17 protein-coding genes, 1 tRNA gene and 1 pseudogene are annotated in these 18,956 nt (G+C 54.2%); 9 read left to right on the plus strand and 10 right to left on the minus strand.

All coding sequences use genetic code 11. The features are described from left to right. Nucleotides 1-74 precede the first annotated feature (74 nt). Both FIV03_RS07620 and FIV03_RS07625 read right to left on the minus strand, forming a co-directional pair. Nucleotides 75-722 (minus strand): pyridoxamine 5'-phosphate oxidase family protein, encoded by a 648-nt coding sequence (locus tag FIV03_RS07620; RefSeq protein WP_152509135.1) that lies wholly within the window; start codon nucleotides 720-722, stop codon nucleotides 75-77. A gap of 245 nt (nucleotides 723-967) precedes the next feature. Further along, the gene (locus FIV03_RS07625) at nucleotides 968-1,813 is read right to left on the minus strand and encodes an ATP/GTP-binding protein (RefSeq protein ID WP_152509136.1); all 846 of its coding nucleotides are present in this window, start codon (nucleotides 1,811-1,813) and stop codon (nucleotides 968-970) included. Nucleotides 1,814-1,933: 120 nt separating this feature from the next. Here FIV03_RS07625 and FIV03_RS07630 point away from each other — a divergent pair, with 120 nt between their 5' ends. Then, the gene (locus FIV03_RS07630) at nucleotides 1,934-2,674 is read left to right on the plus strand and encodes a helix-turn-helix transcriptional regulator (protein WP_152509137.1); all 741 of its coding nucleotides are present in this window, start codon (nucleotides 1,934-1,936) and stop codon (nucleotides 2,672-2,674) included. A 6-nt stretch (nucleotides 2,675-2,680) separates the two neighbouring features. Here FIV03_RS07630 and FIV03_RS07635 read toward each other — a convergent pair whose 3' ends face one another. Together FIV03_RS07635 and FIV03_RS07640 are read right to left on the minus strand one after the other, a co-directional pair. Beyond that, the gene (locus FIV03_RS07635) at nucleotides 2,681-4,246 is read right to left on the minus strand and encodes a CYTH and CHAD domain-containing protein (protein WP_152509138.1); all 1,566 of its coding nucleotides are present in this window, start codon (nucleotides 4,244-4,246) and stop codon (nucleotides 2,681-2,683) included. Between the two features lie 144 nt (nucleotides 4,247-4,390). Beyond that, nucleotides 4,391-4,885 carry a cupin domain-containing protein gene (locus tag FIV03_RS07640; protein WP_152509139.1) on the minus strand — a complete coding sequence of 165 codons (495 nt, stop codon included), beginning with the start codon at nucleotides 4,883-4,885 and terminating at the stop codon, nucleotides 4,391-4,393. 256 nt (nucleotides 4,886-5,141) lie between these two features. Between FIV03_RS07640 and FIV03_RS07645 the strand changes: the two genes are divergently transcribed. Together FIV03_RS07645 and FIV03_RS07650 are read left to right on the plus strand one after the other, a co-directional pair. After that, nucleotides 5,142-5,226: transfer RNA gene (locus FIV03_RS07645), tRNA-Leu, on the plus strand. A 61-nt stretch (nucleotides 5,227-5,287) separates the two neighbouring features. Beyond that, nucleotides 5,288-6,469 (plus strand): DUF6538 domain-containing protein, encoded by a 1,182-nt coding sequence (locus tag FIV03_RS07650; protein WP_152509140.1) that lies wholly within the window; start codon nucleotides 5,288-5,290, stop codon nucleotides 6,467-6,469. Nucleotides 6,470-7,006: 537 nt separating this feature from the next. On the opposite strand, the gene FIV03_RS07655 is transcribed toward FIV03_RS07650, so the two are convergent. Then, nucleotides 7,007-7,306 (minus strand): hypothetical protein, encoded by a 300-nt coding sequence (locus FIV03_RS07655; protein WP_152509141.1) that lies wholly within the window; start codon nucleotides 7,304-7,306, stop codon nucleotides 7,007-7,009. A gap of 287 nt (nucleotides 7,307-7,593) precedes the next feature. On the opposite strand from FIV03_RS07655, the gene FIV03_RS07660 reads away from it, so the two are divergent. Both FIV03_RS07660 and FIV03_RS07665 read left to right on the plus strand, forming a co-directional pair. Then, nucleotides 7,594-10,161 carry a toll/interleukin-1 receptor domain-containing protein gene (locus tag FIV03_RS07660; protein WP_152509142.1) on the plus strand — a complete coding sequence of 856 codons (2,568 nt, stop codon included), beginning with the start codon at nucleotides 7,594-7,596 and terminating at the stop codon, nucleotides 10,159-10,161. 415 nt (nucleotides 10,162-10,576) lie between these two features. Beyond that, nucleotides 10,577-11,914 carry a hypothetical protein gene (locus tag FIV03_RS07665; protein WP_152509143.1) on the plus strand — a complete coding sequence of 446 codons (1,338 nt, stop codon included), beginning with the start codon at nucleotides 10,577-10,579 and terminating at the stop codon, nucleotides 11,912-11,914. Between the two features lie 477 nt (nucleotides 11,915-12,391). Here the strand turns inward: FIV03_RS07665 and FIV03_RS07670 are convergent. The 5 genes and pseudogenes from FIV03_RS07670 to FIV03_RS07690 all read right to left on the minus strand — a co-directional run. Continuing rightward, nucleotides 12,392-12,640, minus strand: a pseudogene (locus tag FIV03_RS07670) (transposase); the annotation flags it as partial. A gap of 231 nt (nucleotides 12,641-12,871) precedes the next feature. After that, nucleotides 12,872-13,945 (minus strand): restriction endonuclease, encoded by a 1,074-nt coding sequence (locus FIV03_RS07675; RefSeq protein ID WP_152509144.1) that lies wholly within the window; start codon nucleotides 13,943-13,945, stop codon nucleotides 12,872-12,874. A gap of 59 nt (nucleotides 13,946-14,004) precedes the next feature. After that, a complete protein-coding gene (locus tag FIV03_RS07680; protein WP_209009894.1) occupies nucleotides 14,005-15,045 on the minus strand; it encodes a macro domain-containing protein in 1,041 nt (346 codons plus the stop codon). Further along, nucleotides 15,046-15,756, minus strand: coding sequence for a DUF4433 domain-containing protein (locus tag FIV03_RS07685; protein WP_152509145.1), 711 nt, complete (start codon nucleotides 15,754-15,756; stop codon nucleotides 15,046-15,048). It lies immediately after the preceding gene. A gap of 456 nt (nucleotides 15,757-16,212) precedes the next feature. Next, nucleotides 16,213-16,890: a hypothetical protein gene (locus tag FIV03_RS07690; RefSeq protein ID WP_152509146.1), complete on the minus strand. Its 678-nt coding sequence runs from the start codon at nucleotides 16,888-16,890 to the stop codon at nucleotides 16,213-16,215. A gap of 209 nt (nucleotides 16,891-17,099) precedes the next feature. Here FIV03_RS07690 and FIV03_RS07695 point away from each other — a divergent pair, with 209 nt between their 5' ends. The 4 genes from FIV03_RS07695 to FIV03_RS07710 are packed head-to-tail and all read left to right on the plus strand — an operon-like array spanning nucleotide 17,100 to nucleotide 18,943. Further along, nucleotides 17,100-17,678, plus strand: coding sequence for a YqaA family protein (locus tag FIV03_RS07695; RefSeq protein WP_152509147.1), 579 nt, complete (start codon nucleotides 17,100-17,102; stop codon nucleotides 17,676-17,678). A 15-nt stretch (nucleotides 17,679-17,693) separates the two neighbouring features. After that, complete coding sequence (locus FIV03_RS07700; protein WP_023002684.1) at nucleotides 17,694-18,218, plus strand: disulfide bond formation protein B; 525 nt, start codon at nucleotides 17,694-17,696, stop codon at nucleotides 18,216-18,218. After that, nucleotides 18,215-18,481: a hypothetical protein gene (locus FIV03_RS07705; protein ID WP_023002685.1), complete on the plus strand. Its 267-nt coding sequence runs from the start codon at nucleotides 18,215-18,217 to the stop codon at nucleotides 18,479-18,481. Before FIV03_RS07700 ends, FIV03_RS07705 begins: the two co-directional genes overlap by 4 nt. 27 nt (nucleotides 18,482-18,508) lie before the next feature. Beyond that, a complete protein-coding gene (locus FIV03_RS07710) occupies nucleotides 18,509-18,943 on the plus strand; it encodes a metallopeptidase family protein (protein WP_031270101.1) in 435 nt (144 codons plus the stop codon). Nucleotides 18,944-18,956: the final 13 nt, after the last annotated feature.

An 18,956-nucleotide genomic window follows, 5' to 3' on the forward strand; every position in this document is an offset into this window, starting at 1 on the left:
GAGGCGATGCAGGGGGGCGTCAGCGCTCCTCTGCGGTCTGTCTCCTGCCGGTGAAATCGCTGCTGGGGATCCGCTCAATAAAGCGTTTTCCGGTAGGTCTCCTCCAGCGCAGCATCCAGCTTCTGCATTTCCGCGTCATCCGGCGCGCCGGTCGTCTGGTCCAGAATGATCTTGGAAAGCGACGGCATTTCGCTGCGGTCCTGCCGGTGTTCGGGGGCCCAGAGGTGTGAGCGCCGGAACGCCTTGGCGCAGTGCAGGAAGACTTCGCTCACCTTCACGACAATGGCGAGCCTGGGCGCACGGTCCTTCACGCTCATGGTTTGAAGAAGATCCGGATCGGTTACAAGCGTTGCCCTGCCGTTGACGCGCAAGGTCTCGTCATATCCGGGAACCAGGAACAGGAGCCCGACATTCGGGTTGGCAACAATATTTGCCAGACTGTCGAGGCGGTTGTTTCCCGGACGGTCCGGAATGGCAAGCGTTTGCGAGTCGAGAACCTTGACGAAGCCGACCGGATCGCCGCGCGGACTGACATCCGCCTTGCCGTCCGTGTTCTGCGTGCCGAGGCACAGAAACGGCGAGCGGGCGATGAAGTCCCGAGCATGCTTGTCCAGTGCGCTCAGGCACTTTTTTGATGCCAGCGGCGATAGCTCGGAATAGTGGCTCCGGAGCGTTTCCTCGTCCGAAATGACGAACTCCGGTTTGATCTTGTAGGCTTCCATCACGCTATCCCTCGACCTTGATCCCTGTGTGGCCCAGCCCTGCCGGTCTTGGCCCGGTGGCTGATCCTGCGTTCGACTTGGCGAACACTGGGCCAATCTGCGTGGAAGGTATCATAAACTGAGGTGCGTACATCAGGTATTGATAGGCCGCTCATCGTAAGGTGGCAAGGGGCGGGTGGGGCACGTGATGCCCAACCCGTTGTTGCCGTCTGACCCGTGCGATGAAGCGTTTGTAGGGGCTGGTGCTAGTCCAGTCTGACCGCTTCGATCCTGCCTTCCAGCATATGCGGCAGGTAAAGGACGTCATTGTGGGCGGAAATATCGGCAAGGCCGGCGGGTTCGCTCATGATCTCGTTCGATGTACCGTCAGCATCAATCTCGAAGACCTTGCCGTTGATCCAGTCGTTGACGACGAGCTTGCCGTTCAGCCGTGCGATGCCATCGATGTTGCCGATGTCCCGCGCCACGACGCTGATAGCCTTGGAGGCAGGATCAATGGCAAGCAGGCTGCCGGGTGCTTCAGTGGTGAAATCGTTCTTGAGGCCCTTGCCCCAGGCGCCGACAAGCAGGCGGCCGTTGTCCCAGTAAAGGCCATTGGGGTGATTGAGCCCAGGGCTTTCCAGCCATTTTTCAAAAGTGCCATCCGCGTAGCGCCAGATGGTGTTCGTCATCATGTCGGAAACGAAGATTTCGTCGCCGCTGGTGGTCACATCGTTCAGGAAGACCGAGCCTTCTGCAGGCAATGACTGCAGCAATTTGCCGGTCTGGGCGTCGACAACCCGCAAACTGGTGAGATCGGCCGCGAAGACCTTGCCGTTCAACAGCGCCAGTCCCTTGGGCGCGTCCATTCCGGTTGACCATTTGGCGTCGATGATTTTCCCGTCTGCGGACAGAAGCGCCAGATGGCCGTTGCCGTCGACCGCATTCGGCGCGCCTTCCATGACACTGACGATGAGCCGGTTGCCCGCAGCGTCAAAGGCTACGGATTCAGGCATGTCGAAGCCGTCCGTTGACCAGAGTGAACCGGCTGATGAGGGGAGCGTTGAAAGGCCGAGCAGCAGCGCGGCGGCCAGGGGTTTGAAGGTCTGCATGGGAAGTCCTTTCGCAAAGTTGAACTGAACCTCTCCTGCAGAAGGCGAACTTTTCTTGCAATTGATGATGATTTGGTATCAAAAAACGATACTCAAACTGTCGAATTCGGGATCAGGAATATGCGCGGTGATACCTTCAAGATCTTGCAGGGTGTGCTGAAGGCACGTGGCATGACCTATGCGGATCTCGCAAGCCGGATGGAAATATCGGAACCGACAGTCAAGCGGATCTTCGCCGGGCACGATTGCAAGCTAAGCCGGTTGCTGGAGATCTGCGAAATTCTGGAGGTGCCGCTGGCGGACGTATTGCACCGGGCAGAGCGGAATTCGGAGGAGGCAAGCGTCCTGCCGGTGGCAACGGAAGCGCGGCTCGCTGCGGATCCGTCGCTGTTCTATCTCTTCATCCTGCTGCGTGAGCCGATCCCGCAACAGGAAATCGAGCGCCGTTTTGCTCTCTCTGGAGAGGACATGTTCCGACTGGGCCGTGTGCTGGAGGCACTGGGGCTGGCAGAGGTGCATCCAGGCAACCGCATCAAGATCACGCGCAAGGAGCCCTTCAGATTCCGTCCGGACGGGCCGCTGATCCCGCTGCTGAAGGAAATCAACATGCGCTTCCTGGGGCAGGTGATTGCCAATCCGGGTGGCAATCAGTCCCTGTTCTTCACGCTATCCCGCCGCATGTTGCCGGACACGGGGGCGTTCATCCTGCGCGAGATCGAAACCCTGAAGGAGACCATCGCCGAGCTGGCCCGTCAGGACCAGCTGGTCTCGCGCGAGGAAGACCTGACCACCTTCAAGCTGACCGGAGCCTTCGCGCCTGTTTCCTTTCCGGACATTCTGACGATTGAACCGGGCCGGTGATAAGCGTCAGGTCCAGAATTTCGGTGTTTCCCGGGTTGCTTCCCAATACCCTTTGGCGTGCTGCCACATGGCCTGGCATTGGGCCTCGTGCCAGCCGATGACAAAACCGATGGCCTGGTTGGTTGCCAGGGCATTTGCCCCGCTGACCTTGCATTTCACCGGCAGTTGTTCGGCCATGGCGACATCGTTGAGATAGCCGAAGATATCCTGCAGCTTCTTCATCCGCTTCAGGAAGGGCTTCACGGTGTCTTTCGAATAGAGGCAGCCGAAAAATTCGATGCCGTAGCGCATCTTCTTCATCGCCTTTCGCATTTCGTGGCGTTCGGGAACGGTAAGTTCTTCCAGTCGCTTGCCGTATTTCAGAACCTTCTTCCACTGCTTGGCAAGAGCTTCGCCGGCATGAGTCTCGACAGGTTGGGCCAGAAGCTGCGTCTGGCCGAAGTTTTCCGGGTCCAGCCAGCCGCGCCCCTCGGTGTAGGCTGCAAGGTCGAGCAGGAAACCGTTGACCTCTTCCGATTTCAGGTGATCCGTCAGCGTGGTGCGGGTGCTTTCGTCCCGGAGGGCATTGAGATTTTCCAGAAGAGCGTCAAAGGACAGGGTTCCGGGCGCCCTGTCGACCAGGGGAATAACGATCTCGTCGACCAGGACGTCGAGATCCCGCAGGGAACCGGCTTCGGTGGCAATGACCTTCGCCGTCCTGTCGAGCGGTGCCATGGTCGCCGGGTTCAGGATTGGCCGGAACAGGCGAAACGCACTGCGCAGGCGGCGCAGGCCCACCCGTAGCTGATGCGGGCCTTCCGGATCGTCCGACGACAGGACTGCAAGCCGGTTTTCGGAAATCTGGGTCAGGCAAGAACGCAGCACGTCGCGAAAGGCGTGCTCGGTGGTGATGCCGCTGTCGAAGGAAACAATCTCGGCAAAATAGGGTGCCCGTTCCGCAGGCGCGGTGCCCTCGGCAAAACGGTACCCGCGCTCGGCCTTGCTATAGGGCGAAAAGCGGAAGGGGATATCTTTCAAAAGAGCCTTGCCCGCCTCGAAAAGGGCAAGGCTCGGGCCGGACTTCAGTTCCATTTCGAGTTCGGTCAGCGGCTGGCTGCCGCTGCCGGCCAGAATATTGCCGTTGTCGAAGGCGAGTTCGATGAAGGTGCCGTCACTGTCCCGGGTCAGATTGCGCACGGTGCGTTTCATCACCGTTTCAAAGCACTCCGACAGGGGGGCGTCACCGATGATTTCCAGAAGACGGTCGTGGACGGCGGGGTCTTCGATGACGGAGAAATCGAGCGCACGGCCCTTGACTGGATGTTCGGCTTCCACCGGCGAGGACAGGCCGCCCATGACGCCCGTGCCGAGCTTGACGGTCTGAACCCAGCTGTTGCCGGACTTGCGTACGCGAAGGGAAATCCTGGCCTTGCGAAGCGCCTGGTCCGGCGTGTCGAAATAGATCGACTGCAACGTCTTGTTCACGGCGCGGCTGGCAGTGAATCCGTCTATGGAACCGGCACGTTTCAAAGCGTCCTGTGCCGTCGTTTCCAGCTCGAGCTTAAGCTCGATTTCACGTCCTGATTTGCTCATGCTGAATTTCTAGCCAAGCCATTTCTGCTTGTCCAGAAAAAGCGCACAATTTGCGCCTTTGTTTGCAGGCTAACAAATTCGCCCGCCGAAAGGCGCAGGGCGCCTTTCTTTCAAGACCTCATTCGGGAACGCGACCCCGATATTTTAGCCGAAAAGTTTCTTCCCGACGCCTTTCAATCTCTCGAGGATGCGGGACTGATAATGCAGATACCAGGGAACCGGCTTCTGATTGAACGCGAGCTTGCGGATGTAGGTCGGCACTTCCCAAACGGCGGAGGTGCCTGCCGGGAAGAACAGGGTCACGCCGGGCTTGCCTTCATAGACATGGCCGGCATCGTCGGTGATCCGGACTTCACCTTCCAGGAACATGACCGACTCATCCCAGCCGTAGTGCCAGCGAAACTTGCCGGCGGTGCACGACCAGTGGCAGGCATCCCCCCAGCCGAACTTGTGCCTGGCCAGGACGGCGCACATGGCTTTCGGGTCGCCTTCAAGCACCCATTCGGGTCGGATCGGCGCTGGCATCAACTGTGATTTGTCGACGAAGGACTGTGTGAAAGCCTGCCCGTGCCGAGCTGCTTCGTTCACAGCAGAAGTTTTCGTGCGTTTCGCCTCTTGAAGGCCGCCGGCCAGTGTCATCCGTTTCTCCCAAACTTGTCTGACTGTCCACTTGCGCGAGCAGCAGTTGCAAACAGCTTAAATATGCGCCGGATTTCACCCTCTGAGGCTGTGTGGCAGGCGAATTCGCAGCCCAGGGTTAAGGGAGCGTAAAGGGAGAAGCTCAAATTCGATCAAATGCAGCGCCAGCCGCAGTTGCTGGCGGAAAGCCGCAGCGCGCTGGAACCGCTTGCATCGGACAAGGCCCCATGATAGGCACCCAATCCGATACCGGATTGCCCCCCTGGCGGAACTGGTAGACGCGCCGGATTCAAAATCCGGTTCTTTCGGGAGTGCCGGTTCGATTCCGGCGGGGGGCACCACTAAAGTTTCCAAGCCATTGTTATGCCTCAGCTTTCTCCAGAGAGAGGGCGACCGTAGCACATGCTGGCACACAAAAACGCACCGGAACACACCTTCCGCAAAGACGGAATCTTCTACTTCCGCCGCCGTGTTCCATCGGATTTGTCTCATCACTACACATCTCGGCAGATAGCTTTTTCACTGCGTACTCGATCTGCACCTGTAGCCGCGGCCCGAGCAAGCCGAGCAGCGCAGCAGCTTGATGAGCATTGGTATCATCTGAGGATCAAGGATCGGGAACTGCCCGGTAAGCATCTGTTGCGTATGCAGCAAGCGACGAACGTACCCATCGGCCACGCACCACCTGTCGTGATGGAAGGCGCGTCTGTAAAGCTCTCCGAGGCTGTTGCGATCTATCTGAGGCTCAAGGGTCGTGACCGTCCGGTGACCTTCAAGCGGGCTGCTGAGCGCTCTTGTGGCTATGTCATCGACATCTGCGGAGACAAGGATTTGCTGAGCTACACCAAAGCCGATGCAACGCGCTTCAGGGACGTGTTGATCGAACGGGAGCTTGCGGGCAGCAGCATCACGCGCATCTTCGGCACGGTAAGATCGGTCATCAACTTCGCTGCGAGCGAGATTGGTGTCACGCTCAACAACCCCTTCACCGGCATTTACTACGACCGCCAATCAGGCGTGACAGATCGGGCGTCTCTCCCTGTCGATGTCATCCGGACAGTGCAGGGTGAATGCGCGAAGCTGAATGATGAGTTGCGCTGGCTGGTGGCTCTTGTGTCGGACACTGGGTTGCGGCTCGCCGAGGCTGCCGGTCTTCAGCTTGAGGACATAAACACTAATGCGGAAATTCCGCATGTCGTGGTGCGAGAGCATCCTTGGAGACGACTGAAGACTTCCACCAGTGCCCGCGAGGTGCCGTTGGTCGGGGCATCGCTCTGGGCGGCGAAGCGTATCCTGTCAGCAGCCACAGACAGCAGCTTCGCTTTTCCGCGCTACAACAAATGCGAACAAACAAACGCTAACTCAGCAAGTGCCGCGCTCAACAAGTGGCTGAAGCCCATGGTCCCAGAGCGCTGTACAATGCACAGCTTCCGTCACTCAATGCGTGACAGGCTACGCGCCGTCGAGTGTCCCGCAGACATCGTCGATCAGATTGGTGGCTGGCAGACCGAAGGGATCGGTCATGGTTATGGCCAAGGCTATCCGCTAACTGTGCTGCAGAAATGGATGAAGGCGGTGGAATAGGCTGTGCCATACCATGTGGTCGCCCTCTCTCTGGAGAAAGCTGAGGCATAACAATGGCTTGGAAACTTTAGTGGTGCCCCCCGCCGGATTTGTTGGGTTCCCGTTACAGGCACAACTGCAGCTCTAAACCTCAGCAAACCCTTGGGTATCAGCACCTTGGAGTCACCGTCAAGAGGCGCGTCTTGTGCTACGGAATGTGCTACGGCGCTTGCTAGGCTACAGGAAGAGCTGAGCGTTGACAGAGGGGGGACCCCACCGCTGCAGCTGCGAATCGACCTCAGCGTCTCCACTATGCTGTCAGCAATGGCCTGTCAGATGGGAGGCGAGGCGCTCCATGGGGGAAAGCGCCAGCACGACCAATAATGGTAGGCCGCTCAGACGTGTGGCCCTCAGAACTTTCTGGTGGGAGGGGGAGGAGGCAGATGACCCTACAGCTTTCCCTTACGGGTCCCTCTATGGGGAGTTACCTGTAGCTACATGCTTAAGGGTCTACTGTTGGATAGTGATCCACCTCCTCCCCCCAATCAAGCTGAAGGCTTAGGCTGCAAGCTGTGGCTCTTCCCGATCCTCGAACTGTTGCTTGGTGAGGATGTCCACCACACCGTTCTGTCCCGTCCGCCTCTTGAACACGTCCAGCATGACCTCCTTGGCTGTAGCGACAGCTGACGCTGGGACGATGATGGCATCGTGGATGGGGAGGGCTATGATGTTCGTCTCCTTGAGGGTGAGGAGAACCTCGACAAGGATTTGGCTCTCCAGAAACTGGCAGCGGTGCCCGATACCTGTAAAGAAGGCATCCGAAATGTCTGGATGGGCAGCCATGATTGAAGCTGTCACGTCGCCAATCTTTGTCGGTTCAAAGTCTCCGTTTCCGAACAGATCTTGTGCTGCGACGCGGTAGCTTCGAACTTGCTAGTCGATCGCCGCGAAGCTCGCCAAGATACCGGACACCGGAACTCCTCGTCCTTCCTTTGGCGCTCGATGCGTTCTTTGGATTGGTGCTAACCCCTCAAAGTTATTTATCGTCAGACTGCTTGTTCCTCGCCTTGAAAAGCGCTTACCTTAACGGGAGCGGACAAAGCACTACACGTCCGAAATTTGAGCGCGAGCCTGAGAGGCAGGTAATGGGTCCAAAAGTATTTCTGTCACTTTCCTTTGTTAACGACGCTTTTGTCGAAGAAGTTTTTCGGAGACTTCCAACAGGGTTGACCTTTTTCTACAAAAAGAGTTTCGGCAATAGCGAATCTCTTGTTTCCGAAATGCAAGAAGGCGTCGCAGAATCGAAAATATTTGTATTATTCGCTTCACCTCAAGCACTTGAGTCGGGTGCTGTTCAATTTGAGATCGCCGAAGCGCATCGCAAGTTGGTTGGCAACCCTCGCTATCGCATATTGGTGTATCCCACCAGCCCCAAGGTTTCGGTAGGCGACCTTCCTGATTGGTTGAAAGCTTTCTGGACGCCGAAAGCTGGATACTCGCCCTCCGACATCGCTCGACACATCACGCAGCTGATCATTGATGATTATCAAGGTGAAATATTCGGTAACCAGCAAGTCATTGGGCGAGGCAAAGCACTGGATGAGCTTTCGTCGCTCTACGCGGAGAATATTGCGGCGAGCGGTTCTTCTCCTCGAGCCATTGTTCTTAGTGGTTTTCGTGGCATTGGCAGGCGAACCCTCGCAAAATACTACTGCAGAACAGCTTTATCTTACATGGGAAACGCGACGTACGGTCCAACTATTCTTCTTCCCGACCAAGCAGATATCGCAGATTTGTACTTGAACCTACTGGTTGAGTTCGGAGGGACTCAAACAAAAGAAGATTTTTCCGCGGACATTATTTCATTTCGTAAACTTGAAGAAGACCGGCAAATTTCTGAAGTGGTAGAAAAGCTGTCTTATTTCCATAACCTTGGACAAGTCCCAATATTGATTTCTGCAGCCGGGTTTTTCGAGGATGATGGAAGCGCTAAGGCATGGGTTTATCGATTATTTTCAAGCTTAGATCAGGATTCAGTTACCTTCATCGTCACCAATAGAATATTTCCTCCTCAGATCATTTCTGGGATGGGTGCTGTTGTCCAATATCGAGTCCCAGAACTATCGGCCTCAGACATCAGGACGTTGATGGTTCTGACCGCGAAAGCAATAAATGTTTCAAACTTCGAGATTTCGGAGGACTTGGTCCGGGCGATTGGGGGGCATGCGGATGTCGCCCGTCAGGCCGTATTGGTCGCTAAAGTCTACGGTTCTGAGTTCTTCGAGAGAGATCCCAGAGTCTTGTTTGATATCCAGCAGAAAGTATTAAGTGGAAGTATCTCAGAGAAAGCGTTGTCTCCAGCCGCCTTTGATTTTCTTTCATTGCTCAGCTGGGTGCCATCCTTGCCTGGCCTTCTTCTATGGGAGGTCATGGAGAAACTCGGACATTCCAGAGATGATTTCTCCACCGCTGTAGAGAGTTGTGTCCTAGCGTGTTTGGTGGTGCCCGCCGGTCGAAATTATTTCATATCGCCCGCAATAAGGATGATGTTCCGTAGGCAATATCCTGCAGCTGAAGCCGTCCTTCACTCATTTTCTGAAGTACTTCGCCAAGAGTGGGAGGAGAGCGAGGCTAAAGGAGAGTTTAGGGCGGATCTTTTCGAGGCATTCGTCTTCATGCACACGCTCGAAGGCTCGGCTATGCCGAAGGAGCTGCAGATGCTGCTCTCGCCCGGTATGCTTCATGACGTGGTGCGGCTAACCTACAATCAGGGCAAAGACAAATACGAACCTGAGACACTGCGAAAAGCGATCTCTTGGGGGGGGGTAGCGGAGAACATGCGAATGAGTCCCGCGACGCTTGAGGAGATATTGTCTATTGTGGCAAGGTCTCAGATTAGGCTCCGTGACTACACGGGTGCGAACACGACTATTGCGAAGATGAAGGCGAAGGGTTTCCGTTCTGTCGCTTTTCTGAATGGTCACAGTCTTCGTCGGCAGGGAAATTTTGGCGAAGCAGTATCATTCCTAAAAGAGGCAGTTCGGGAAAGAAAAGGACTTCGCTCTTCTGTGCATGAATTGGCGCTTTGCTATAAAAGAGAGGGTAGCTTCGATGAATTAAAAGCTCTACTTGATGAGCATGCTAATATTGTATCGGATAGTGCATTCTTTTTGGATTTTCAGATTGGGCTTGATATATCCGCAGGCCGTTTTCCTGAGGCAGATAGCAAGATCGATAAACTGCGTTTAATAAGTGATGACGACGGGAGATCGGGTTTCCGCGCTGCTCAACTACTAGAGCGCCGCCTTCAACATAGGGATGCGAAACTGGCTTGTACAGAGCTACTGAAATCGGGAATTGGTGTTCCGCCACGGATAAGATGCTTGAGAGCCGTTTGCGCTGCTCATGACAGGGATTTCTCTCTTGCGGATGAAGACATCAACTTTCTGTCGAAGTTGCCAGCATGGGAGCAAGCTGCGGAACGATGCAGGACGATCCGACATATTGCGGCGGGAGATCTCGAGTCAGCGGAGAAAGCTCTCGATGACATCGTAGAAAGAACTCCAGAGTATTGGCTGTTGAGAGCTAGGTGGCTTGAGGCAAAGGCGGCGGACAAACGAACCGGTCTCGCGCAAAAAGATGAACTTATTTTCGAAGCGCACCAGCTACGTCTGAGAAATCAGTTCCATGTTGACTATGATTTTGATGACTAACCGATTTCAAGGCATCGTGGATCGAGTAAACGTTCATGCAGGCTTTACAACATCAGATTGTCTTGCAGCCGTTTTTTGAACGCAACGCTAAAGCTAAACCCGCCTTTGTTTCAAATTCCATTGGGCTGAGAAAGCCCCCCTTGGAGTGGCGACGCCTTGGATTGAAGAGCCGTTCGATGAGGTCAAACACAGCCGATGGCTCGGCGCGAGAATTGATTGATGACGGCGGCAACGCAGAGTCTGCCCTTCGTTGTCCAGCAGCTATATTTCCTGCTTTGAATTCATGTGCTCCAATTTCATTGGAAGTACCTTAACCCGTGTCTAGAAACCAGCAGCAGGCGAAATCAAGGCGGATGAACGAGGTTTGAGTTGCACCATCAGAACGATGGAAACTCCCCAACCTTAAAGACTCCCCATGACAATCAACTCCCTTCGAGCTGTCGGCAAGACCGACGGCTCTTTTCCGCATGGCGAACGGCCACTCGACCCATTTCGCGTCCCAATTACAACTGCTAGCGAAGACTTCGTTGCTGAAGTGATCGCAATAATCGAGGCCCACGAAGAAAGTATCGGGTTGCGTCTCCGAAGACGCAGACGCCACGACCAGCTTACGTTTGAGCGTATGGTCACCGCTCTTGTCTCAGATTTGGCCATTAATGTCCTGTGCGAAGAAGCCAAGGGCATCCACCTGACGCGTTCCCATCGCTATTTGGGTTCAACGTCTAGGTACGGTAACCCTGTCACCAGCAAGACTATTTGCGGTCTCCTCGATCAAATGGCCGATCCTCAGCTCGCTTTGGTTCGACAAGACCTTGGCTACAAGGTTCAACAGGGACCGAAGAAGCGCACCGTGTTGTATCCGTCTGCAAGATTGCAGCGAATGATACGCCTACACGGTCTTACGCCATCTGAATTCGGCGAATTGCAGCGAACTGAGCCAATCGAACTGAAGAGCGCTCCCCTCAGCAGAACGAAGCGCGGAGAGTTGGTTGACTATCCGGAGACTGATCTGACCACGTCGCTAAGGACCGACATACGGGATATCAACCGTTTCTTGGCGGGAGCGGACATTGGCTACATCGGCCCCGAGACCGTGGACCTCAACAAACGGCAGCTCCGTCGTTGCTTCACCCGCGAGAGCTTTGGGAGCGGCGGCAGGCTTTATGGCGGCTTCTGGCAGCCCATGAAAAAGCGGGATCGCCTTCGCTACATCAAGATCAATGGCGAGGACGTGGTAGAACTTGACTATGGGCAGATCATGCCTCGTTTGGTGTATTCCCTCAGAGGCGTGGTCCCTAGGATGGCAGACCTCTACGACATACCGGGCTTCGACCTGCAGGATCGCCCAGGCATCAAGAAAGTCATGTCCTCTATGCAGTTTGTTGAGGCTTCCTTGACGCGGTTTCCGAAGGAGACACGAGACCTCTTTCCCACGAAGGTGAAGATTGGCGACGTGACAGCTTCAATCATGGCTGCCCATCCAGACATTTCGGATGCCTTCTTTACAGGTATCGGGCACCGCTGCCAGTTTCTGGAGAGCCAAATCCTTGTCGAGGTTCTCCTCACCCTCAAGGAGACGAACATCATAGCCCTCCCCATCCACGATGCCATCATCGTCCCAGCGTCAGCTGTCGCTACAGCCAAGGAGGTCATGCTGGACGTGTTCAAGAGGCGGACGGGACAGAACGGTGTGGTGGACATCCTCACCAAGCAACAGTTCGAGGATCGGGAAGAGCCACAGCTTGCAGCCTAAGCCTTCAGCTTGATTGGGGGGAGGAGGTGGATCACTATCCAACAGTAGACCCTTAAGCATGTAGCTACAGGTAACTCCCCATAGAGGGACCCGTAAGGGAAAGCTGTAGGGTCATCTGCCTCCTCCCCCTCCCACCAGAAAGTTCTGAGGGCCACACGTCTGAGCGGCCTACCATTATTGGTCGTGCTGGCGCTTTCCCCCATGGAGCGCCTCGCCTCCCATCTGACAGGCCATTGCTGACAGCATAGTGGAGACGCTGAGGTCGATTCGCAGCTGCAGCGGTGGGGTCCCCCCTCTGTCAACGCTCAGCTCTTCCTGTAGCCTAGCAAGCGCCGTAGCACATTCCGTAGCACAAGACGCGCCTCTTGACGGTGACTCCAAGGTGCTGATACCCAAGGGTTTGCTGAGGTTTAGAGCTGCAGTTGTGCCTGTAACGGGAACCCAACAAATCCGGCGGGGGGCACCATTTTTTAAGGCAACGTCTTTCAGCATGGCGTTGTCGAGCATGGTTTCTGCCAGCAGTTTCTTCAGCTTGGTGTTCTCGTCTTCCAGAACCTTCAGCTTGCGGGCATCAGGAACATCCATGCCGCCGAACTTGGCCTTGTACTTGTAGAAGGTCGCTTGTGAAATGCCGTGCCTGCGGCAGAAATCCGCCGTCTTCATCCCGGCCCCCTGCTCCCGCAATATGCCGCTGATCTGTTCCTCCGTGAACCGTGAACGCTTCATTCTGTCCGTCTCTTGATTGGAACGGACTCTACACAAAAATGGAGGAATTTCAGAGGTTCAAGTCACTTGGTGTAACATTTCAGAAGATGATAAGTATGATGCAGCTATGGGAAATCCCTTTAGAATACTTGATAGTCACGGGTTGCTAGATGAATAACTGCAAATGGTACGATCAATTAAAAGAAAGAATAAGGATTTAAGTTATCGATCGAACCGGCATTTTTTTGATTTCTACCTAGGCAGCGTCAATAAAAAGTTGTCGGCTAACTCAAAAGGCCGATCTGATGGGTCGTCGCCATTTTCCTTCATATGCAACATTTCACAAACTAGATCGTCGTTTAGCACTAATATTAATTTGCCATGCTCACGCATTGCGCCTTGTGCCATTTTAGTCGCGTTGGTATCTGAGCCTTTTCTGCTAAATATAATTCCAACTTTCCGCAGCCCTTTTTCAAGTAGATATTTTTCGGTAGTTAATATTTGACCTTGTTTTATTTTTTCACTGTAGTTTTTAAATTCAAATACGATATATCTGCTATCTAAGTGTTGGGTGATAAACTGCCAGAATTCCGTAGATGGTTTTATGCGACAGACAAAATCATAGCGGTTCAACCCATCATCTGTTCGTTTTTGTTTGTGCCAACCATGCAGATCGCCAGGGAAAAGGTACCGAAGTATTTTTTCACAAGTGATCTCATAATTCCGCCAATATTTCTTTCCTCGAGCAATTTCCTTCATTTCGGAGCATAGTTCTGATCCTCTAGTGTCTTCATTTTGAAGCGATTTTTCAGTGTAAGCGTCACTCGATTTTTTTATATTTTGACTTTTGTCTTGGCCAAAACTGCTTGTGTCAGAGAGGTTCCCAGCGTTTTTTATTAGTTCAATCGGTGGTAGGTCGACAAGGCTTTCAAGTTCAGCAAACAGATCAGGCGATTTCGATGCCCAATTTGCAATATCTGATATGTCGAGTAAGAAGATATCAAATTTTGTTGCCAGGCTTTCGCGCAAATTTGGCGGGAGTGAACTGGATACTATCAGCAAGCATCTCCCGATATCCGCTCTTTTTGCTTGATGCTTAAGTCGGAGAATTGCATTTTCGATAAGGGATATTTGAGCGCGTGGGGTTCTGTAGAATTTTACTTCTATAGCCCAGAATTCGTCTTTATATTTAGCTAAGAAGTCAAATCCTCGGTCTGCTCCCGACTCCGGACTAATATTGAGTCCGCTGAATAATATAATTCGACTTACAATATGCTCAAATTCTTTAGCTATTATTTGAGTTGGTCTATTTTGTCTTTCTTGCATAGATATATCTTTTTATATGTAACTGATTGACTTGAATTTTTTGGAAAAATAGGGTCTGTTTAATGTATCAATCCATCAGCTCTCAGGCGAACTAAGGCAGCAGTAACAGCTGCTCTGGGGAAACTGTCCCGCTTATGGTCGTTCCAGGCTTCCAACGCTTCAGACATTTCTGGCTGCGTTGTAATGCCTTCGGATACCGACAAGAAGTGAACGCTCGACAGCAGCTCCATACCGTATGGCGTTTCATAGCCATCGATCAGAAGTGAGAGCTTAGAGACAAGATCGCTAGTATCAATGCCTTTCGATTTCAAAAACTCATCGGCGGCGGCATAAGTCGCTGGTGTTACGACTACGGTTTTTTCCTCGCTGCTATAACCATGGATATAGCGTTTGTTTTCCATCGCTTTGAAAGCGTTGTGCAGTGTTTCTGAGTAAGGTCCGAACTGTTGTTTTGAAAACTTCAGCCCAAAATCGCTCCCAAGAACCTGAAGGAAGTATGCAAGCTTTTGCGCGGTGAGGCGCGTGAGGTGCCCGCCGAAAAATTTCTCAAGTTCAGCAAACGCCACCATCATCGTTGCACGTCCCGCAGTTAAATCATTAGGGACGGACACCTGTTCCGGTTTCATGGTGTCAGACACTGGGGCAAACACAACGAACTTCACCTCAGGTAATTCTGAAAGGCTCTGCTCGATAAGAGGTCTAACCTCCGACCAATCCAAACCACCATTGCCGCACCCCAGCGGCGGCAGTGCGACTGACTGGATTCCAAGCGCCCTGACTTGGCATACAAAATCTTTCAATCCATCCTGAACATATTCAATTTTGGATTTTGCTCGCCAATGCTGTTTGGTTGGAAAATTGATTAGGTATCGATGTTTTCCATCGCCGAGAAAGTCGTTGTTCTCAAAAACAAACATGCGCCCCGGCGAGATTTTGTTTTCGTCGCAGAGCTTTTTGTATGCCTTGAAGTTTTCTGGCCAGCGCCGTTTGAATTCCAACGCTACGCCTTTGCCCATCACACCAACGCAGTTGACTGTGTTCACAATCGCCTCGGTAGGCTCTTCGAACATGTCGCCGTTTTTATATTCGATGGTCATCATTCAAAAATAACATCCGGGTTTGACATACACAGGGATGTTTGCACCTGACTCGTTGATCCAGCCTTGAACGGTTGCAAGGTGTGCGTCATTTTTCAGTATGATGCACAAAACCTCATTCATACTCAAATAGTCCTTCACCATGAATTCTGCCATGCGACGTTTGCTGCGCATCTGGTGCTCAACCGGTTCATCGCGGTCGTGTTGCCATTTGCATACGCCGGTGTAGCCAATCTCTGTGATGATGGCTTTCTTTGGCGTGTCGTCAAAAAGTGCCCACTGGATGTGTGTCGAGAGTTTTTCTGGCTGATTTTCGTAGACCGGTGGGATGCCAGAATTACAGGCGATATCAGTAAACCAGCAGGTGCGTCCCCCTTCAAAAAGAGTCGCAGGTTTCACGACAAGATATGCGACATCTTGCATCTGTGCAGTCCCAAGATTCTCACCTTCGGGGTCTATCAGCCGAACATTTCCAGCGTGGATCGTGTACGCCATTTTTGTGATCGGCGAGAAATAGAAAGGCACAAAATCATTGACGTTCGAATTGCATGGGGTCGTGAACTGAGCAGTTCCGCGACGTTGTACAATGTCGTTGAATGATATCCGAAAGCCGGGCTGCATATCTTTATGATTTTTGGCAAAAGCCCTGCCATCCGCGAGATATCTCTGCAGATTATGAAAATACGTCATTCTAAAAAGAAAACGGTCGGGCACAGTCAATTGTCGCCTTTGATCTTAGACGCTATCCGGTAGCATCAACGAAAAATTGTGTCTACGCTTCCGACTTCCGTTTGACTACTGATGCAGCTGAGTCGCTGAATCATTTGATTTTTACCAAGTTACGCTTAGTTTCAGATAGTATTTGGCAAAAATGAATGATATCAATAGGTTGTATTGTGTTCGGGGTCATGGATGGCAATAAGCTGCTTTGGCGTCATATCACTTTGGCTACGCTGGTAAATTTCCAACGAAATCGTTCAAATCGGTGGGACACTGATCCCAGATAATAGCAGAAATAGCGGGACAATTTGCTGTCCCACTTTGAGCTAAGTCCTTGTACTAATTAAATGCTCGTGGTCCGGCGGGGGGCACCATCTCCAGCGGTTTGAATTGCTGCAGGAATGCGACGGAGTGGTTCGAGGCTTGCCTCCCACCCGCACTGGTAACCAGCTATTTCAGCGTCACCGTGTCGAAGGCCAGGGAAGCGCTGGTCTGGTAGATGTCTTCCACTTTCTTGATGCGGCCCTGGCGCGGGTGGCCGATTGCGATGCCGACGATGCCTCTCTGGCTGTCGGGCTTTGCCAGCGCGACCAGCCGCACGAGGAGCTGGTCACCTTCCTTGTTGATGAAGTTGCCGACGATTTCGGACGCAGGCAGATCGCCCAGTGTGATCTGGCGGCGGACATTCAGCCGTGTATCGTCTGTGGTGCCGAGCTGTTTCAAGAGCTCGATGGCAATATAGTCGCCCACCTCGAGGCGCTTTTGCGGATCATCGGTCTTCATGGTGTAGGTGACGATCTGCAGGGACGAATAGATGCGCTTGGTTTCGTCGTCGGTGGTGAAGTAGATCTTGATCGGACCGCCGCCGGCCGGTTTCGCCTGGGCCAGAATTTGCTGTGCCTCGCGCCGTGGTGCGGCAAGGCTGAACGGTACGGGAACCTCGACATCGTGTTTTGCGGCGAACTCCGCATCCACCGTGTAGATCGTCGACAGGGTTACGCCCTGGGCTTCAAAAGGCGTCAGCTTGACCGATCCTTCCAGTTCGACCTGCTGGGCAACTGCCGCAGCTGGCGTGCTCATCGCGAGAACCAGTGCCAGTCTGGCGATGCTTGAGGCCGTTCCGTTCATGTCCCCCTCCCAACGTCGTGCGAAACCTGGCGAGGTTTCAATGCTACCAGATACGGGCGAAAAGTCTGCCTTGTGTCTTGATGCGCGGTTTTGAGGTGGCCTCACATCAGGCTGGGATCGTATGTGCCAGTGGCTACGCGACAACGTGCTGCTGGCGGCGCGCATTTCCCTAGGTGACTTTTTGCAGCGCAGCGGCTAAGGGAAGCGCCATGATCAGACGCCTCTACGACTGGACCTTGTCCCTTGCCGCCGGACCGCGTGCGCCTGCCGCACTCGGCACCGTATCCTTTGTCGAAAGCTCGGTGTTTCCGATCCCGCCGGACATCCTGCTGATCCCGATGGTGATCGCCCGGCGCGAGAAAGCCTGGTGGTACGCGCTGCTGTGCACGCTGACGTCGGTCGCAGGTGGTATACTTGGGTATCTGATCGGTCTGTTCCTGTTCGAACAGGTGGCGGTGCCTATCCTGACCTTCTACGGCAAGATGGGGTTCGTCGAAGAGTTCAAGGACATCTATCATCAGTACGGCTGGTGGTTCGTCTTTATCGCCGGGCTGACGCCGTTTCCCTACAAGGTGATCACCATTGCCTCCGGTGCGCTGGGGCTCAGCCTGCCGGTGTTCATTGCCGCGAGCATCATTTCTCGGGGCATCCGGTTCTTTGTCGTCGCCGGATTGCTCTATCTGTTCGGCCCGCCGATCCGCGATTTCATCGAAAAGCGGCTTGGTCTCATGTTCACCATATTTGTGGTGCTGCTGGTCGGCGGATTTGTTGTGCTTAGGTATATCTGACAGTAAGAGGGTGAGATGACAGCCGACCGGATTTCGCGCAATCTGACGGGGCTCTTGCTGGTGGGCGGCCTGGCGGCGATCGCGACCGCCTGGGGTTTTCAGCTGATTGGTGGCTATGTGCCCTGCAAGCTGTGCCTCGAGCAGCGCATTCCCTATTACGTCGGCCTTCCCCTGGCTCTCTTGGCGCTTTTTCTGATGCAGGCAAGGCGGACCGGGTTGGCGTTGGCACTGCTTCTGGTTGTTGCGGCCGTGTTTGCCTATGGTTCCGGCCTCGGTATCTACCAGTCCGGCGCCGAGTGGCAGTTCTGGGACGGTCCGAGCGATTGCGGTGGCGGTACCTCGACGCCAACGTCTGCGGCCAACATGCTGCAGGCGTTGAAATCGACGCGCGTCGTCAGCTGCACCGAGGCTAGCTGGCGCATGTTCGGCCTGTCCTTTGCCGGCTGGAACGCGGTTGCGTCCGGCGGGCTTGCCCTTCTGGCGCTTTTGGCCGCTTTCGGGTTGAAACGCCGTGGCAACACGGCCAGTGTAGGTGCATGAGCGAGAACAAGCACCCGAAGGAAAAACTGCGCGATGAAGCGCTCCGCACACTCGACCGGGTGAATGCGGAGAGCGAGACCGTTGCCGGTTCAACCTTCGTCCGCATGGCCGACCGGGCAAAGGATCACCTGAGCGCCGCCGACAAGGACGAAGACGACCGGATCGAGGTTTGGGGCAGCCGGATCGGCCGAGGTCTCGGGCTTGTGTTCGCAATCGGACTGGCGATTTATCTACTGGTCACCTACGTACTGCCCAACACCTGAATGAACCGATCCGTCAAAGGAACCGATATGGCATCCGTCCGGCCGGTCAGCCACAGCAGCTGGACCGAACGCAAAGCACCTGACCTGGAAGACTTCGAGGCGATGGCGAGCGAGATCCTCTCCGGGCTTCCGGATGATCTTCTGCTGCGCTGTGGTCATCTGCAGATCAGCCTTGCGGACTATGCGCCCGACGACGTTCTGGATGAACTTCGCATCGAGGATCCGCACGACCTTCTGGGCCTGTTCGAGGGCCAGGGGCTGAGCGAAGGCGAAGAAACCGTGATGACCGGGCAGATGCCCAACCGCATCTGGCTCTTCCGCCGGCCGATCCTCGACTACTGGGCCGCGATGGACGAGACGCTGGGCGATGTGGTTGCCCATGTGTTGATCCACGAGATCGGGCATCATTTCGGCCTGTCCGACCAGGATATGGAGCGTATCGAGGCGGCAGCGGAACGCTAATTCTGACCCTTGC

Origin of the sequence: Labrenzia sp. THAF187b (assembly GCF_009363375.1) — a bacterium.
GTDB classification, from domain to species: Bacteria; Pseudomonadota; Alphaproteobacteria; order Rhizobiales; family Stappiaceae; genus Roseibium; species Roseibium algicola.

Bases quoted from the DNA above. Each gene is read 5' to 3' on its own strand.
- FIV03_RS07620 (WP_152509135.1), bottom strand. From the start codon at position 722: ATGGAAGCCTACAAGATCAAACCGGAGTTCGTCATTTCGGACGAGGAA.
- FIV03_RS07625 (WP_152509136.1), bottom strand. From the start codon at position 1,813: ATGCAGACCTTCAAACCCCTGGCCGCCGCGCTGCTGCTCGGCCTTTCA.
- FIV03_RS07630 (WP_152509137.1), top strand. From the start codon at position 1,934: ATGCGCGGTGATACCTTCAAGATCTTGCAGGGTGTGCTGAAGGCACGT.
- FIV03_RS07635 (WP_152509138.1), bottom strand. From the start codon at position 4,246: ATGAGCAAATCAGGACGTGAAATCGAGCTTAAGCTCGAGCTGGAAACG.
- FIV03_RS07640 (WP_152509139.1), bottom strand. From the start codon at position 4,885: ATGACACTGGCCGGCGGCCTTCAAGAGGCGAAACGCACGAAAACTTCT.
- FIV03_RS07650 (WP_152509140.1), top strand. From the start codon at position 5,288: ATGCTGGCACACAAAAACGCACCGGAACACACCTTCCGCAAAGACGGA.
- FIV03_RS07660 (WP_152509142.1), top strand. From the start codon at position 7,594: ATGGGTCCAAAAGTATTTCTGTCACTTTCCTTTGTTAACGACGCTTTT.
- FIV03_RS07665 (WP_152509143.1), top strand. From the start codon at position 10,577: ATGACAATCAACTCCCTTCGAGCTGTCGGCAAGACCGACGGCTCTTTT.
- FIV03_RS07675 (WP_152509144.1), bottom strand. From the start codon at position 13,945: ATGCAAGAAAGACAAAATAGACCAACTCAAATAATAGCTAAAGAATTT.
- FIV03_RS07680 (WP_209009894.1), bottom strand. From the start codon at position 15,045: ATGATGACCATCGAATATAAAAACGGCGACATGTTCGAAGAGCCTACC.
- FIV03_RS07690 (WP_152509146.1), bottom strand. From the start codon at position 16,890: ATGAACGGAACGGCCTCAAGCATCGCCAGACTGGCACTGGTTCTCGCG.
- FIV03_RS07695 (WP_152509147.1), top strand. From the start codon at position 17,100: ATGATCAGACGCCTCTACGACTGGACCTTGTCCCTTGCCGCCGGACCG.
- FIV03_RS07700 (WP_023002684.1), top strand. From the start codon at position 17,694: ATGACAGCCGACCGGATTTCGCGCAATCTGACGGGGCTCTTGCTGGTG.
- FIV03_RS07705 (WP_023002685.1), top strand. From the start codon at position 18,215: ATGAGCGAGAACAAGCACCCGAAGGAAAAACTGCGCGATGAAGCGCTC.
- FIV03_RS07710 (WP_031270101.1), top strand. From the start codon at position 18,509: ATGGCATCCGTCCGGCCGGTCAGCCACAGCAGCTGGACCGAACGCAAA.